The sequence below is a fragment of the Lentzea guizhouensis genome (genome assembly GCF_001701025.1).
GTDB lineage: Bacteria > Actinomycetota > Actinomycetes > Mycobacteriales > Pseudonocardiaceae > Lentzea > Lentzea guizhouensis.
Window position 1 is genome coordinate 4,210,106 of sequence record NZ_CP016793.1, and the last position, 15,858, is coordinate 4,225,963.

General features: G+C 70.0%; 13 protein-coding genes. 5 read left to right on the forward strand and 8 right to left on the reverse strand.

Annotated elements, in window-relative coordinates; translation table 11 throughout:
* Positions 1 to 3: 3 nt before the first annotated feature.
* Complete coding sequence (locus BBK82_RS21020) at positions 4 to 501, reverse strand: MarR family winged helix-turn-helix transcriptional regulator (RefSeq protein ID WP_065916531.1); 498 nt, start codon at positions 499 to 501, stop codon at positions 4 to 6.
* A 50-nt stretch (positions 502 to 551) separates the two neighbouring features.
* Here BBK82_RS21020 and BBK82_RS21025 point away from each other — a divergent pair, with 50 nt between their 5' ends.
* From BBK82_RS21025 to BBK82_RS21035, 3 genes are all read left to right on the forward strand, one after another.
* A complete protein-coding gene (locus BBK82_RS21025) occupies positions 552 to 857 on the forward strand; it encodes an MTH1187 family thiamine-binding protein (RefSeq protein ID WP_065916532.1) in 306 nt (101 codons plus the stop codon).
* Between the two features lie 98 nt (positions 858 to 955).
* Positions 956 to 1,777 carry an SCO6745 family protein gene (locus BBK82_RS21030; protein WP_065921230.1) on the forward strand — a complete coding sequence of 274 codons (822 nt, stop codon included), beginning with the start codon at positions 956 to 958 and terminating at the stop codon, positions 1,775 to 1,777.
* Positions 1,774 to 2,745 (forward strand): tetratricopeptide repeat protein, encoded by a 972-nt coding sequence (locus tag BBK82_RS21035; RefSeq protein ID WP_418287494.1) that lies wholly within the window; start codon positions 1,774 to 1,776, stop codon positions 2,743 to 2,745. The genes BBK82_RS21030 and BBK82_RS21035 overlap by 4 nt, the downstream gene beginning before the upstream one ends.
* A gap of 56 nt (positions 2,746 to 2,801) precedes the next feature.
* Here BBK82_RS21035 and BBK82_RS21040 read toward each other — a convergent pair whose 3' ends face one another.
* Both BBK82_RS21040 and BBK82_RS21045 read right to left on the reverse strand, forming a co-directional pair.
* The gene (locus tag BBK82_RS21040) at positions 2,802 to 3,602 is read right to left on the reverse strand and encodes a helix-turn-helix domain-containing GNAT family N-acetyltransferase (protein ID WP_418287495.1); all 801 of its coding nucleotides are present in this window, start codon (positions 3,600 to 3,602) and stop codon (positions 2,802 to 2,804) included.
* Between the two features lie 32 nt (positions 3,603 to 3,634).
* Positions 3,635 to 5,077: a neutral zinc metallopeptidase gene (locus BBK82_RS21045; RefSeq protein ID WP_065916535.1), complete on the reverse strand. Its 1,443-nt coding sequence runs from the start codon at positions 5,075 to 5,077 to the stop codon at positions 3,635 to 3,637.
* 182 nt (positions 5,078 to 5,259) lie between these two features.
* Between BBK82_RS21045 and BBK82_RS21050 the strand changes: the two genes are divergently transcribed.
* Together BBK82_RS21050 and BBK82_RS21055 are read left to right on the forward strand one after the other, a co-directional pair.
* Positions 5,260 to 5,850 (forward strand): DUF6230 family protein, encoded by a 591-nt coding sequence (locus BBK82_RS21050; protein WP_065916536.1) that lies wholly within the window; start codon positions 5,260 to 5,262, stop codon positions 5,848 to 5,850.
* Complete coding sequence (locus BBK82_RS21055) at positions 5,841 to 6,989, forward strand: DUF6114 domain-containing protein (protein ID WP_065916537.1); 1,149 nt, start codon at positions 5,841 to 5,843, stop codon at positions 6,987 to 6,989. The genes BBK82_RS21050 and BBK82_RS21055 overlap by 10 nt, the downstream gene beginning before the upstream one ends.
* Positions 6,990 to 6,993: 4 nt before the next feature.
* Here BBK82_RS21055 and BBK82_RS21060 read toward each other — a convergent pair whose 3' ends face one another.
* From BBK82_RS21060 to BBK82_RS21080, 5 genes are all read right to left on the reverse strand, one after another.
* Entirely contained in the window at positions 6,994 to 8,367 is a 1,374-nt protein-coding gene (locus tag BBK82_RS21060; RefSeq protein ID WP_065916538.1) for a neutral zinc metallopeptidase, read from the reverse strand.
* A gap of 155 nt (positions 8,368 to 8,522) precedes the next feature.
* The gene (gene glgB, locus BBK82_RS21065; RefSeq protein WP_065916539.1) at positions 8,523 to 10,685 is read right to left on the reverse strand and encodes a 1,4-alpha-glucan branching protein GlgB; all 2,163 of its coding nucleotides are present in this window, start codon (positions 10,683 to 10,685) and stop codon (positions 8,523 to 8,525) included.
* A 3-nt stretch (positions 10,686 to 10,688) separates the two neighbouring features.
* Positions 10,689 to 11,999, reverse strand: a complete 1,311-nt coding sequence (locus BBK82_RS21070; protein WP_065916540.1) for a maltokinase N-terminal cap-like domain-containing protein — start codon at positions 11,997 to 11,999, stop codon at positions 10,689 to 10,691.
* Positions 12,000 to 12,006: 7 nt separating this feature from the next.
* Positions 12,007 to 13,815, reverse strand: coding sequence for a maltose alpha-D-glucosyltransferase (gene treS, locus BBK82_RS21075; protein ID WP_065921231.1), 1,809 nt, complete (start codon positions 13,813 to 13,815; stop codon positions 12,007 to 12,009).
* Positions 13,816 to 13,847: 32 nt separating this feature from the next.
* Complete coding sequence (locus BBK82_RS21080; protein ID WP_065921232.1) at positions 13,848 to 15,824, reverse strand: alpha-1,4-glucan--maltose-1-phosphate maltosyltransferase; 1,977 nt, start codon at positions 15,822 to 15,824, stop codon at positions 13,848 to 13,850.
* Positions 15,825 to 15,858: the final 34 nt, after the last annotated feature.

The window sequence follows — 15,858 nt, forward strand, 5'->3', positions numbered from 1 at the left end:
TTTTCAGTCCTCGAAGTCGCCGCTCGCCCTGCGCACCTTCGCGAGCAGGTCGGTGAGCTGCTCGGTCTGCCGGTCGGTCAGGCCCTTGAGCCCCAGGTTGACCCGCACGACCGCCTCGGTCGCCGCCTCCCGCCGCTGCAGGCCCGCGTCGGTGATCTCCACGAGCGTCGTGCGGCGGTCCGTCGGGTGCGGCGTGCGGCGGACCAGGCCGTCGCTCTCCAGCCGGTCGACGATGTTCGTCACCGACGTCGGGTGCAGTTGCAGCCGCTCGCCCATCACCCGCATCGGCAGCGCGCCCTTGCGCGAGAAGTAGAGCAGCACCAGCGCCTCGTAGCGGGCGAACGTGAGCCCGTGCGGCTTGAGGGCTGCGTCCACGGCGGACTGGATGATTTGCTGGACACGCATGACGCTCGTGACGGCGGCCATCGAGGTCGCCGAACCGACGCGCTCGTCCCACAGTTCGGCCGCGCGGGCGATCGGATCGAACGGCAGCGGTGTCATGTGCACGGAAGCTACCAGTCAGTACACGCAGGGATCACCAGGAGGCACGTGTGCTTGTCGCGTTCAGCGTTGCTCCGTCCGCATCGGACTCGTCGGGGAGCGTGGCCAAGGCCGTCGCCGAGGCCGTGCGGATCGTGCGGGAGTCGGGACTGCCGAACGAGACCAACTCGATGTTCACCTTGGTCGAGGGGGAGTGGGACGAGGTGATGGACGTGGTGAAGCGCGCGACGGAAGCGGTGCAGGCCGCGGCGCCGCGGGTCTCGCTCGTGCTCAAGGCCGACATCCGGCCCGGCCACACCGGTCAGCTGACGAGCAAGGTGGAACGCATCGAGGAGCATCTCGCCGACGGGTCTTGATTCGCGTGGAGCAACGGTTCTCACGAACGGCCGAGAGCTTTACGCCGCAACGGTGAGTGGACCCGTGCGGCGGCGCTCGCTGGGTTAGCGTGTCGGGCGTGGATGTGAGACAGCTGTGGCTGCGCTTCGAGCCTTACCACGACGTCACCTACTTCACGCCCGAATCCCGCGCGGCGACCGACGCGCTCGGCTGCCAGGGCGGCTGGATGGGCTACTTCGGCATGCGCGCCGCACCGCTGGGCGCCGCGTCCCCGGAGCTGGTGACGGCCGTCTTCTACAACTTCGCCCCGCGCAAGGTCGCCCGCGCGCTGCCCGACGCGTGGGCGGTGGCCACACCGGCCGCGTTCCTGGAGGCGCGCCTGCGGGGTGTCGACGGTGCCCTGAGGCGGTTGCTGGGCGAGGTGGACACCCCGGAGATCGCCGAGCTGGCGTCGCTGGCCCGGGACGCCGCGCTGGCGGCCCCGATCGCCGGCCGTCCGCTCGCCGCGGCGAACCGCGCGCTGCCGTGGCCGGAGGAACCGCACCTGGCGCTGTGGCACGCGTGCACGATTCTGCGCGAGTCCCGCGGAGATGGTCATGTGGCTGCGCTGGTGGCCCATGGTGTGGGACCGTGCCAAGCGCTTGCGCTCTACGCGCGTGAGCATTCCCTCGATCCGGCGTACATGAGGGCGGCGAGGGGGTGGAGCGAGGAAGAATGGGAAGCAGCCGACGTGCCCGGTGACCTCGCCGCGGTGGAACGGGCGACCGACGAGGCCGCCCGCGCGCCGTGGGAGGGGCTGGGCGCCGCACGCACTTCGCGGTTCGTCGACCTGATGACACCGCTCGCACTACGCATCGCTTCGGGCAACGAGGCGATGCGCGTCAACCCGATGGCCCTGGACCCGGTCCGGGAACTAGCCGTGCCAGGATGGAACACGTGACAAGGCCTGACCCCCGCAAGACCGCCGCACTGTCCGCCGCGCTCTCGGGTGCCGTCGACCTGGGGGCCCTGAAGGCCCGCGCCGACGCCGCCCGCCAGTCCGCCGCGGCCCCCGCCCCCGCCGCAGGTCCAGCCGGAGCCCCGAACGGGTCCGCGCCGTGGATCGTGGACGTCACCGAGGCCTCCTTCCAGGCCGTGGTCGAGCAGTCCCTGCAGGTGCCCGTCGTGGTCCTGCTGGGCGCTTCCTACAGCCCGGAGTCCCAGCAGCTCGCCGCCTCGCTGACCCGCCTCGCCCAGCCGTCGGGCGGCTCCTGGATCCTCGCGCGCGTCGACCTCGAGCAGGCCCCGCGCATCGGCCAGGCGTTCGGCGTGCAGTCCGTGCCGACGACCGTGGCGGTCGCGGGCGGCCAGCCGATCGACGCCTTCGCCGGGCCTCTGGCGGACGCCGAGCTGCAGCAGTGGATCAAGCGGTTGCTGGACGCGCTGCGCGACCGGCTGCCGGGCATCCGGGCGGGTGAGGCGAACGCGTCGGCGCCGCTGGAGGAGGAAGAGCCGCCGGAGGACCCGCGGTTCGTCGCGGCCGAGGAAGCCTTCGAGCGCGGTGACTACGTGGCGGCGCAGGCGGCGTTCCAGGCGATCCTGGACGCGGAGCCGGCGAACGAGCTCGCCAAGGAGGGCTTGGCCCAGGCCAAGTTCGCCGAACGGGCGGAGGCCGCCGACCCGTCGGTGATCGCCAAGGCCGACGGCGCACCGGACGACATCGACGCCCAGCTCGCCGCCGCGGACGCGCAGGTGGCCTCGCAGCAGGTCGAGGAGGCGTTCAAGCGCCTGGTCGACACCGTGCGGCGGGTATACGGCGACGACCGCGACCGCGTGCGCCAGCACCTGGTCGGCCTGTTCGAGCTGTTCCCGGCGGACGACCCCCGCGTCGCCGCCGCCCGCCGCAACCTGGCGAGCGCCCTCTACTGACCGGCACGCGGGGGCCCTACGTTCCCTTCTGGGGCACGCGGGGGCCCCGCGTGCCCTCAAAGCTGGGGGCGGCGGCGTTCTAGGAGTACGGTGTCGCGCCATTCGCCGTGGTGCTGGGCGATGCGCTCGCGGACGCCGACCGTGCGGAACCCCGCTCGGTGGTGCAGCGCGATGCTGGCCCGGTTCTCCGGGAAGACCACCGCCTGCAGCGTCCACAGGCCGTCCGCGTCGGCGGCCGAGACCTGGTGGTGCAGCAGGGTTTTGCCGACACCGCGGCCCTGGAACGCCGCGCCCACGTAGATCGAGGTCTCGGCCACGCCCGAGTAGCACTCGCGCGGTGAGACCGGGGCCGCGGCGGCCCAGCCCGCCACGGCCCCGTCCACCACGGCGATCCAGCGGTGGTCGGGGAGCCACTTCGACTCCAGGGTGCGGCGCGAGGGGACGTCGAGCTCGAAGGTGGCGTTGCCCGAGGCGATGCCCTCGCCGTAGATGCGGCGGACGTCCGTCCAGTCGGAGGCCGTCATCGCGCGCACCGCGACGCCGGAGACGGGGCGGACGGAGCCGGTGGACAGGGCGCCCATCACCGCGTCGGCCGCGTGGGGCAGGCCGGTGCAGCACGAGGGGTTGACGGACACCATCGTGGCCGTGCCCTCGCGGCGGACGCGGAGGAAGCCGACCTCGGCGAGCTTGCGGACGTGGTGCGAGCAGGTGGACTGGCTGATGCCGAGCGAGGTCGTCAGCTCGCCCACCGTGACCTCGCCGGGGGCCGAGGCGACCTGGTGGAGCAGGCGCACGCGGGTGGGGTCGGACAGGCTCGCGAACCACGAGGCGTACGTGGTGGCTTCATCGGTCAGCACCGGTCGAGTATCGACCGGCATCGATCAAAGGGTCAAACCGAGTACTTCTTCACGCACAGCGAGGAGCCGCGGAAGAAGCCGTCGGCGAAGGCCTCCACGCGGGCGAACCCGGAGGGGACCGCCTTGCCGTTCACGTCGGCGGCGATGAGGCTGTCGTCGGCCAGCAGCTCGGCCACGGCCTCGTCGAGGTCGCCGGGGGACAGGCGCAGGCCCGCCGCGGCGTCGGGGCGGTTGGTGAGGCCCGCCCAGGCGCCGGTGAGGCAGGCGGTGCGCTGGCCCGCCGCGTCGTCGTCGAGGTCGAAGCCCGTGGCGCTCTGGATGGAGAGCGAGAAGCGGGAGGCGATGACGGCGAACGCGGCGAAGTCGCCGATGCCGCCCTTCTGGCCGCGCTTGGGCGGGGTGCCGATCTTGACCAGGGACGGCAGGTCGAGCTGGATCTGGTTGGTGGCCGGGCAGTAGGTGGCCGGTGAGGTGGTCTGGGCGTCGGCGCAGGACTTGATGCCGGCCCTGTCGACGGCGGGGAAGGCGGCGCCGCTCGACTTGTAGGCGTCGCGCAACGACTCCTCCAGGGCCTTCAGGTACTTGTCCTGGTCGATGCGCACGTTGCCGCGGCCCTGGCCCTGGTCGGTGTCCTGCAGCGAGAACGGGCGCTCGGTGATGCGCTTGTCGATCTCGGCCTCGTTGATCTCGGCGCACCGGGCGGCGCCGCGGACGAAGCCGAACTGGAAGGCGGACACGCGGTCGAACGCGCTGCCGTGCGCGCCCTGCTTCTCGAACGACGTGCCTGCCGAGTCGCGGATGAAGAACATCGTCTGCAGCACCTGGTTCAGGCCCTCGCCGGTGGAGAGCTCGAAGTGCTTCGACTTGTTCTCGGCGATCCAGCGCATGAACACGCCGGTGTAGCAGTCGGCCTGCTGCTCCTTGACGATCGACTGGGTGTTCGGGCCGATGTTCGAGGCGGCGCCGAGCTTGTACTGCACGGCGTGGCCCATCTCGTGGGCCAGCACGGTGACCACGGCCATCGGGCCGAACGAGTCCTTGAGCATCGGCAGCAGCTCGCCGCGGTCCCAGGTGATGCTGTCGTCGATCGCGCAGTAGAACGCGTTGGCGATGCCGGTGGTGTTGAGCCGGCAGACCTCGACGCCCTTGCCGTTCGAGTCGTAGGAGATGAAGCGCTTGACCGGCTCGAAGTTCTTGCCGGCGAACGAGCGCGGCATCTCCTCGGCCCAGAACGCCTGGACGTCGGCGAGCGTGTTGATCGCGAGCTGGTCCATCTCGCCGCCGTCGCCGTTCTCGACGGACAGGTCGGCGTTCGGCACGCCGGGCTTGGCGCCGGACGGGCCGTTGGTGATCTCCAGGCCCGCGACCTTCGTGGGGTCGGGGCGCTCGCCCTTCGGTGCCCCCTCGACCACCGACGAGCATCCCGCCAGCACGACGACGGTGGTGAGCGCAGCGGCCATGCGTCCGATCCCCATGGTCAGAGGCTACTGAGTGGGTCGTCGCCCTGTTGCGGGAACCACCAGCGGCCAAACGTGAAACCTCCTCACCCCTGGGGGTGATTTCAAGACTGCACGGACTCGTTTCCTTGTCCCGCCGATGTTCCGGAGCCCACAGTTCCTCCCACGCAAGCCTTCGGCGTGGAAGGAGTTTGGCGGTTATGGGAAGAACGCGCTGGGCACGGTTCGTCGGGGTGCTCGGCATCGGCGCGGTGAGCGCCGGTGTGCTCCTCTTCGGCATGTCCCAAGGAGCGCTGGCCGCCTCGTTCGCGGTGTCCGGCAGCAGTTTCAAGGTGTCCGCTGACGGCTTGACGGGCCAGGGGTACGTCCAGTTCGGCGGCGTGGACGCCGGGTCGGGGCAGGTGCACGCGGTGGCCGTGAACGGCTTCCGGTCCGCCTCGCTCGACAAGTTCTGCCAGTCGGTGTTCGTGCCGGGCATGCCGGTCGTCGGTGACCTCACGATGCGGATCGAGGCCAACGGCAGGGGCGGCATGGAGGCGACCAACATGGTCGTCGGGCTCACCGACATCAGCGGTGACCTCACCCTGGGCAACCCGCAGATCGGCATCGACGCCGGCACGCTCACCAAGGGCCCCGAGGGCCTGAAGGGTCTGCCCGGCTCGTTCGGTCTGCAGGCCGACACCGTCACCATCGCGTCGTTGCGGCAGGTCGCGTGGAGCACCACGGCCCAGTCCATCAAGTTCAAGGGCATGACCCTGAACTTGCGGCAGGGGAAGAACGAGTGCTTCTGAGGTTCTGGCGCAGCTTCACCGCGTGGCGGCGTGGCCGGCCCTTCTGGGCCGGCCTGTTCGTCATCGCCGGTGCGATCGTCATCCTGTTCCCGCCGTTCGTCGGCGTGAAGCTCGGCGACATGATCATCTCGATCAAGACGATCGGCGGCGTCTCGGCGTTGCTGGTCGGCACGTTGCTGATCATCTGCGGGCTCTCGCTGTGGGTGGCGCCCAAGTTCCGGCTCGCCTCCGGCATCGTCACCGTGCTGCTCGCGATGGTGGCGCTGGTGACGACCAACCTCGGCGGCTTCCTGGTCGGCACCGTCCTCAGCCTGCTCGGCGGCGCGCTCGCCGTGGCGTGGACGGACAGCCCCAAGGAGCCGAGGCGCAAGCGCGGGAAGGGGCGCTCGGAGCTGAGCATGGAGAACCCGGCCCCACCGGTGGCCGCGGTGGCGCTGATCGCGTTGCTCGCGGTCCAGCCACCGTCGTCGGACCCCTCCGAACCGCCCACCAGCACCCCGGCCCCCACGAGCAGCTCGGTCGTGCCGCCCACCAGCAGCACCCCGCCGGCCACGACCACCGCGCCGACTCCTGCTCCGACTCCTGGGCCGACCACTGGCCCGACCACCGGGCCGCCGACGTCGTCCTCCGCGCCGACGGTCCCACCCAGCAGCACGGCGCCGCCGTCGGCCACCCCGCCACCGGTCCCTGCCCCGGTGGCGGGAGGGCGGGCGTGGACCCTGACCGCCAGCCGCCTCGACCTCGGCGGCCTCAACTTCGCCGGCGTCGTCGACTCGGTGCTGAACGGCGAGATCGTCAAGGTCCTGAAGTTCACGACCTCCGACATGAAGATCAGGGACCTGGTGCAGACCGGCGAGGTGTCACCGGGCGTCAAGCTCGTGACGAGGGCCGCACCCGGCAGCACCTCCACGGTGTCGGTCCCGTCCGGCTCCCCGAACCGGATCGAGCTGTTCACGGTGCAGCTGAAGGGGAACCTCGACATCCTCGGCATCAAGATCCCGGTCGACTACACCGCGGCCCACCCGCCACCGCTGAACGTGCCGATCGCGTCGTTCACCGAGGTCACGGTGCGCAACGCGGACCTGGTCGGCGGCACCCTGAAGATCCCGGGCGCCCAGGTCTCGCTGCAGACGGCCTAGTCCCTCAGTTCAGCCCGCACTTCTTCGGGCCCTCGAACACCCCTTCGCGGAACCGGGCCACCCGCTCGAAACCGGGGTCCACCGCGTCACCGCCGGTCGCGTCACGGGCCGCGTAGTCGAACTGCAGCAGCACGGTCACGGCCTCGTCGAAGTCACCCGGCGAGAGCCCGAAGCCGTCCTGCCGCTGGAACACCGCGCCCGTGTACGCGCCGGCCAGGCACAGCGCCGCCTTCGACGCCTCCTCGCCCTCGGTCGGCTTGCCCAGCACGGCGAGCTCGGCCAGCGCGTACCTGGTCGCGATCAACGTGCCGGTCGCGTAGTCGCCGAGCTCCTTGTGCAGCGCGGGCAGCTCTTCCTTCGTGTCGATCTTGATGGACTTGTCCGACGGGCAGTAGGCGACCGGGCCCTGGTCACCGGAGCAGTCCGGCTCCGTCGTGGCCGCCTCGGCGCGCACCGTCGGCCAGGTCTTGCTCTGGGTCGAGGCCAGCGTTTTGAAGTACTTGTCGAGGTCCGGGGTCACCGACTCCAGCATCTGGTCGAACGGCAGGTTGCCGCCGTTCGCGCGGTCGGTGGTGCTGGTGAACGCGCGCTGGGTGAAGGTGCGGTTCTGCACGGACATGGCCGCGCAGAACTTCGTGCCTTGCTCGTAGCCGTCCTGGAAGGCGGCCACGCGGTCGAACGCGCTGCCGTGCGCCTGCTCGTCCTCCGGCGAGGTGCCGACCGGGTCGCGGAACGTGATCAGCGCGCCCAGCGCCTTGTCCAGCGCGTCGGTGCCGATGTCGAGGTACTCGGAGTCACCGTCGGTCACGTGCCGCACGAACGAGCCCGCGAAGCAGTCGGCCTGGGCCTCGGTGAGGATCGTCGGGTACTTGTCCGGCTCGCGGCGCTCGGCCTCCGGCGTGATGCCCATCCGGTTCTGCACGGCGTGACCGACCTCGTGGGCCAGCACGACGACCACGGCGGCCTCGCCGAAGCGGTCCTGCAGCACGGGCAGCAGCGAGGAGCGGTCCCAGGCGATGGCGTCGGCGGCAGGGCAGTAGAAGGCGTTGCCCTCCACGTCGGAGGCCTTCTGCGTGCACGGCGGCGGCTTGGCGGTGGCGTCCGAGGTGTCGACGGAGTAGTAGCCGCCGCTCAGCTTCTTCCACGGCTTGCCGAAGGTGTCCTGGAACTGCTCGGTCCAGAACACCTCGATGTCCGTGAGCGCCGTCGCGGCGAGCTTGTCGATCGGGCCGTCGTCGCTGCCCCTGACCTGGATCGTCGGGTTCGGGGTCTGCTGCTTGACCACCTTGGCGGCACGGGGGCGGCCGGGTATCTCGGCCGTGCACCCCGTGGCGACCAGGGCGGTGACGACCATCAGCGCGATGCTCCAGTGCCGCATAACACCATTGTGCCTGCCGCTCGGCTCGGCAGAGGTCCTACTCGGCGAACTCAGGCGCATGTGAAGGGCAACGTGCGCCGACGCGATCAGGTTCACCCGGCTCGACCACTGCTCCGGTTCCGCGGAGCGCTGCCTGACCGGTCGGCGCGGTCACCTCACTCGTCCTCGGCGGGATCCGGCACCAGCCACAGCACCCCGGAGGGCGGCAGCTGCAGGACCGCTGACGCCGGGCGCCCGTGCCACGGCCTGGCCTCGGCGACGACACCGCCCATGTTGCCCACACCGGACCCGCCGTAGTGCGCCGCGTCGGTGTTCACGAGCTCCTTCCACCGCCCGGTCGACGGCAGGCCGACCCGGTAGTCGTGGTGCGGCATCCCGGCGAAGTTCGCCACGCACACCAGGTGCGAGCCGTCCTCACCGATCCGCAGGAACGACAGCACGTTGCCGCCGGAGTCGTTCGCGTCGATCCACTGGAAGCCCTCGGGCGTCACGTCGTGCGAGAACAACGCCGCCGCGCCCTTGTAGACCGAGTTCAGGTCCCTCAGCAGCGACTGGATGCCCTGGTGCAGCGGCTCCTGCTCGACCAGGTGCCAGTCGAGCGACCGCGACTCCGACCACTCCTGCCGCTGCCCGAACTCACCACCCATGAACAGCAGCTGCTTGCCTGGATGTGCCCACATGAACGCGAGCAGCGACCGCACGCCCGCGGCCTTGTTCCAGTCGTCACCGGGCATCCGGGTCCACAGCGAGCCCTTGCCGTGCACCACCTCGTCGTGCGACAGCGGCAGCACGAAGTTCTCGCTCCACGCGTACACCAGTGAGAACGTCATCTCGTTGTGGTGGAACGACCGGTGGACCGGCTCACGCGACAGGTAGTGCAGCGTGTCGTGCATCCAGCCCATGTTCCACTTGAAGCCGAACCCGAGCCCGCCCAGGTGCGTCGGCCGCGTGACCCCCGGCCACGCCGTCGACTCCTCGGCGATCATCACGATGCCGGGGTGCCGCTTGTACACGGTCGCGTTGAGCTCCTGCAGGAACCGCACCGCTTCGAGGTTCTCCCTGCCACCGAACTCGTTCGGCAGCCACTGGTCCGCCGGCCGCGAGTAGTCGAGGTAGAGCATCGACGCGACGGCGTCCACGCGCAGCCCGTCGAGGTGGAACTCCTCGATCCAGAACAGCGCGTTGGCGACCAGGAAGTTGCGGACCTCGTTGCGCCCGAAGTCGAAGACGTACGTGCCCCAGTCGAGCTGCTCGCCGCGCCGCGGGTCGGCGTGCTCGTACAGCGGCGTGCCGTCGAACTTCGCCAGCGCCCAGGCGTCCTTGGGGAAGTGCGCGGGCACCCAGTCGACGAGCACGCCGATGCCGCGCTGGTGCAGCGTGTCGACGAAGAACCGGAAGTCGTCCGGCGTGCCGAACCGCGAGGTCGGCGCGTAGTACGAGGTGACCTGGTAGCCCCACGAACCGCCGAACGGGTGCTCGGCGACGGGCAGCAGCTCCAGGTGCGTGAACCCCATGTCCTCGCAGTAGTCGGCCAGCTCGTGGGCGAGCTCGCGGTAGCTCAGCCCCGGCTTCCACGACCCGAGGTGCACCTCGTAGATCGACATCGGCGCGTTCGCCCACTGGGTCGCCGCGCGCCGGGCCGTCCACTCCGCGTCCTGCCACTCGTACTCGGTCCGCGTGACCACCGAGGCGGTCTGCGGCGGGACCTCCGTCGCGAACGCCATCGGGTCGGCCTTCTCGTGCCACACGCCGTCCGCGCCGAGGATCCGGAACTTGTACCGCGAGCCCACCGGCACGTTCGGGAGGAACACCTCCCACACACCGGAGGAACCCATGGACCGCAACGGGTTCGCGCGCCCGTCCCAGCCGTCGAAGTCACCCGTCACGCGCACACCGCGCGCGTTCGGCGCCCAGACCGCGAACGAGACGCCGGTGACGTCACCGTTCACCGTTTCGTAGCAACGGACGTGCGCGCCGAGCACGTCCCACAGCCGCTCGTGGCGGCCCTCACCGATCAGGTGCAGGTCGAGCTCACCGACCGTGGGCAGCCACCGGTACGGGTCGTCGACCTCGACCGTGTGGTCGCCGTAGGACACGAGCAGCCGGTAGTCGCCGGGCACCTCCGGCAGCTCGCCCTCGAACAGCCCGTCGGCGATGCGTGGCAGCTCGACCTGCTTGTCGCCCCACGCCACCGCGACCGATGTCGCGCCGGGCCGCAGGGCCCGCGCGACCACCTGGTCGCCGACGGTGTGCACACCCAGCACCGAGTGCGGGTCGTGGTGCGCACCGGACAGGAGCCGGTCAAGGTCGGCCTTCACGGCTTACTCTCCTCCGCTGGTCATCCGGGCGATCGACGACAGCGGAACCGTCAACCACTCCGGCCTGTTGGCGTGCTCGTAGGCGACCTCGTAGACCGCCTTGTCCAGCTCGAACGCGCGCAGCAGGTGCGCGTTGTCCCGCGGGTCGGCCGCCACCTCGGCGTAGCCGTCGCAGAACGCCGCCCGGTTCCGCTTCGTCCACTCCATCGCGCGGTAGGCGAGCTGGTCGTCGTCGGGCTGGCCGACGAGCAGCTGCCGGGCCGCGTAGTCGAACGACCTCAGCATCCCGGCAACGTCGCGCAACGGCGACCGCAGCGCGTTGCGCTCCTCGACACCGGCGGCGGGCTCGCCCTCGAAGTCGATCAGCAGCCAGCCGTGCACGGTCCGCAGCACCTGGCCCAGGTGCAGGTCGCCGTGGACGTGCTGGATCGGGATGGCCCCGATGTGCCGGCGGGCCTCGTCGAACGACGCCCGCAGCGCGCTCTCGTAGCGGCCCAGCTCCGGCACCGCCTCCAGCACGGTGTCCAGGCGCCGCTGCATGCCCGCGATGGCGTGCGTGATCGCGTCGTCGTCGGCGATCCGCGACCCGAGCGCCTCGGCGAGGTCCGCGTGCACCTTCGCCACCGCGTGCCCGAGCCGCTGCGCCTCACCCGCGAAGTCGCCGCCCACCTCGGACGCGTGCAGGTCGGCCTCGGCCATCAGGTCGCGCACCGAGGTCTTGGCCATGTCCCAGCCCTCGACCGCGTCCGGCAGGAACTCCTGCAGCATCGCGAGCGTGACCGGTTCGCCGTCGAGCTCGGTCGAGATCGACCCGAGCGGGCGGGCGATGTGCTCGCAGCCGACGGACCGCAGCGCCCGGTGCATCACCAGGTCGCGGTTCTCGCCGCGGGCGAGCTTGCGGAAGATCTTCAGGATGTACTGCTGGCCGTAGATCAGCGAGGTGTTGGACTGCTCGACGCCGATCGGCCTGCCGCGCAACGCCGTGCGCAGCTCCACACCGGGCTCGTGCGCGAACTCGATGCCGTTGACCCGCTCGCCGGCGGCGATCTTCTCCAGCAGCAGGCCGTTGCGCTCGGGGTCCGCGGTCGCGTCGAAGCCTTCCGAGTGCTCGCTGATGACGAGCTGGTAGTGCTCCACCCGCCCTGGCTGCTCCACCTCGACGACGACGTGCACCAGGTCGTCGGCCAGCGGTGTCGTCCGCAGTGGACGGACCGAGTTGATCGCGCGGTCCTTGCCGCCGAACCAGCGCAACGTGGGCAGGACATCGGGCAGGGTGGTGACCAGCTTGTCGGCGAGCTCGTCGGGGTCGATCATGCGCGCGTCACCTCATCTCGCTGTCGTCGCCCGCCTCTACCAGCTGGAACCAGTAGAAACCGTGACCGGGAAGGGTCAACAGGTACGGGAGTTCCCCGATCGAGGGGAATTTGACACCTCCGGTCAGCTCCACCGGCGTGTAGTCGCGGTGCTCGGAGAGGTCCAGCTCGACCGGTTGGGGGAAGCGGGAGAGGTTGTTCACGCACAGGACGATGTCCTCACGCCCGTCGGGGCGCTTCCACTGCCGCTTGAAGGCGAGCACGCTCGGGTTCGAGCCACCCAGCTCGGTGAAGTCGCCCTCGGCGAACGCGTGGTGCTGCTTGCGCACCTCGATCATGTGCCGCGTCCAGTTCAGCAGCGACGACGAGTTGTTCAGCTGCGCCTCGACGTTGAGGCCCTGGTAGCCGTAGACCGGGTCCATGATCACCGGCAGGTAGATCCGGCCGGGGTCACATGACGAGAAGCCCGCGTTGCGGTCCGGGGTCCACTGCATCGGCGTGCGCACGGCGTCGCGGTCGGCGAGCCAGATGTTGTCGCCCATGCCGATCTCGTCGCCGTAGTAGAGAACGGGCGAGCCCGGTAGTGACAGCAGCATGGCGGTGAACAGCTCGTGCTGGTTGCGGTCGTTCTCCAGCAACGGGGCCAGGCGGCGGCGGATGCCGATGTTCGCCTTCATCCGCGGGTCCTTGGCGTACTCCGAGTACATGTAGTCGCGCTCTTCGTCCGTCACCATCTCGAGCGTCAGCTCGTCGTGGTTGCGCAGGAAGATGCCCCACTGGGAGTTCTCCGGGATCGCCGGCGTCTGCGCCAGGATCTCCGAGATCGGGAACCGCGACTCGCGCCGCACCGCCATGAAGATCCGCGGCATCAGCGGGAAGTGGAACGCCATGTGGCACTCGTCGCCGCCCACCGCGGGGTCGCCGAAGTACTCGACCACGTCCGACGGCCACTGGTTCGCCTCCGCCAGCAGCACCCGGCCGGGGAACTCGTCGTCGACGACCTTGCGGCACTTCTTCAGGAACTCGTGCGTGCGCGGCAGGTTCTCGCAGATCGTGCCCTCCTCCTCGAAGAGGTAGGGCACGGCGTCGAGGCGGAAGCCGTCGATGCCGAGGTCGAGCCAGAACCGCAGGATGTCGAGCATCGCCTCCTGCACTTCCGGGTTCTCGTAGTTGAGGTCCGGCTGGTGGCTGAAGAAGCGGTGCCAGAAGAACTGCCCGCGCACCGGGTCGTACGTCCAGTTCGACGACTCCGTGTCCACGAAGATGATCCGCGCGTCGGAGTAGCGCGAGTCGTCGTCGCTCCACACGTAGTAGTCGCCGTACGGGCCGTCCGGGTTCTGCCTCGACTCCTGGAACCACGGGTGGGCGTCCGAGGTGTGGTTGAGCACCAGGTCGGTGATCACCCGGATACCCCGCCGGTGCGCCTCCTCCAGCAGGTAGACGAAGTCCTCGACCGTCCCGAACTCCGGCAGCACCGCCCGGAAGTCGCTGATGTCGTACCCGCCGTCGCGCAACGGCGAGGCGTAGAACGGAGGCAGCCACAGGCAGTCGACCCCGAGCCACTCCAGGTAGTCCAGCCGGGACGCGAGCCCTCTGAGGTCACCGGTCCCGTCACCGTTGGAGTCGCTGAACGCCCGGACCAGGACCTCGTAGAAGACGGCGCCCTTGTACCAGTCCGGGTTCGGCTTCGCCTGCCGGGCGGACTTGAAGTCCTCGGCCTGCGGCTCGACCAGGAAACCGTCGTCGTCGATGGCTTCGCCGGTGTGCGGTGTTCCTTCCAGCCCGAGCGCAGCGTCGGGACGCGGGTCGTCGACCATGATGCCCACCTCGTCGGGGGTTGTGCGGGTGATCAGCTGAAGCGGCGCTGCAGGCTCACGACGTGCGCGGTGGCACGCCACGGCTCGAGCCGGATGTAGTTCGCCTGTCCCCAGTCCCAGGTCTCGCCGGTGACCTCGTCGTGTGCGATCACCCGCTCGTGCCAGTCGAACCCGAGTGCCGGCAGGTCGAGGTAGAGCGTCCCGTCCTGGGCGTTGTTCGGGTCGAGGCTCACGACCACCACGACCGTGTCACCGGTCTCGGGGTCGCGTTTGGAGTAGGCGACCAGCGCGTCGTTGTCGATGTGCTGGAACTGCAGCGTCCGCATCTGCTGGAGTGCGGGGTGTGCCTTGCGGATGTGGTTCAGCTTGCGCAGCCACGGCTCGAGCGAACGCCCGTCCGCCAGTGCACGGGCGTAGTCGCGCGGCCGCAGCTGGTACTTCTCGGAGTTGAGGTACTCCTCGCTGCCCGGCTTGACGGCCTCGTGCTCGAACAGCTCGTAACCGCTGTACACGCCCCACGTGGGGGCGAGCGTCGCCGCCAGCGCCGCCCGCAGCCCGAACATCGCGGGGCCGCCGTGCTGCAGCGACTCGTGCAGGATGTCCGGAGTGTTCACGAAGAGGTTCGGCCGCGCCTCGTCCCAGTGGTCGCGCAGGTCCTCGCCGAACTCGACCAGCTCCTGCTTGCTCGTCCGCCACGTGAAGTACGTGTAGGACTGGGTGAAGCCCAGCTTGGCCAGCCCGTAGAGGCGGGCGGGCCTGGTGAAGGCCTCGGACAGGAACAGCGTGTCCGGGTAGACCTCCTTGACCTTCCAGATCAGCCACTGCCAGAAGTCCGGCGGCTTGGTGTGCGGGTTGTCGACCCGGAAGATCCGGACCCCGTGCTCGGCCCAGTACAGGACCACGCGCAGCACCTCGTGGTAGAGGCCCTGCGGGTCGAGGTCGAAGTTGATCGGGTAGATGTCCTGGTACTTCTTCGGCGGGTTCTCCGCGTACGCGATCGTGCCGTCGGGCCTGGTCGTGAACCACTCCGGGTGCTTGAGCACCCACGGGTGGTCCGGCGCGCACTGCAGCGCGAAGTCCAGCGCCACCTCGAGCCCGAGCTCGTGGGCGCGGGCGACCAGCGCGTCGAAGTCCTCGATCGTGCCCAGCTGCGGGTGGATCGCGTCGTGGCCGCCCTCGTCGGCACCGATCGCCCACGGCGACCCGGTGTCCTCCGGGCCCGCGACGAGCGTGTTGTTCGGGCCCTTGCGGTTCACCCGGCCGATCGGGTGGATCGGCGGGAAGTAGACGACGTCGAAGCCCATCGCCGCGACCCGGTCGAGCTCCTTGGTCGCCGTGGCGAACGTGCCGTGCACCGCCTGGCCGGTCTCGTCGACCCCGCCGGTGCTGCGCGGGAAGAACTCGTACCAGGAGCTGTACGCCGCCTTCTTGCGGTCGCACCAGATCTTGTGCACCTTGCCCTTGGTGACCAGCTCGCGCACCGGGTGCTCGAACATCACCTTCTGCACGTCGCCGGCCAGCGCCGGGGCGACCCGCTCGGACAGCGGCCGTTCGTCGTCGCGCAACGCCTCGGCCGCGTTCATGAGGAGTGCTCGCTCTTGCCTCCGATCGGGGCGCCGTGCCACCCGATCGAGCAGCAGCGCACCGATTTCCAGGTCGTTCGCGAGGTCGCCTGGGCCTTGTCCGGCCGCGATCTTCACCTGGACGGTGTGGTTCCAGGTGCCCCAGGGGTCACTCCACGCATCGATCCGGAACGTCCAGGCGCCCTCGGCGTCCGGGACGATGGTCGCGCCCCACCTGTCGAGGCCGACACCGACCTCGTGCATGCGCGTCTGACGAGCGACTCGGTCGTTCGGTCCTCTCCACGTGACTGTGGCAGCGAGCTTGTCGTGCCCCTCGCGCCAGACGGTCGCCTGGACCGGAATGTGTTCTCCCACAACGGCTTTGGCTGGATACCTACCAGCCGACACCACCGGGGATACGTCGTCGATACCGAGCCGTCCACTCATCGGCAGCGCCCTTCCGCCGTGGATCTCCGCGATG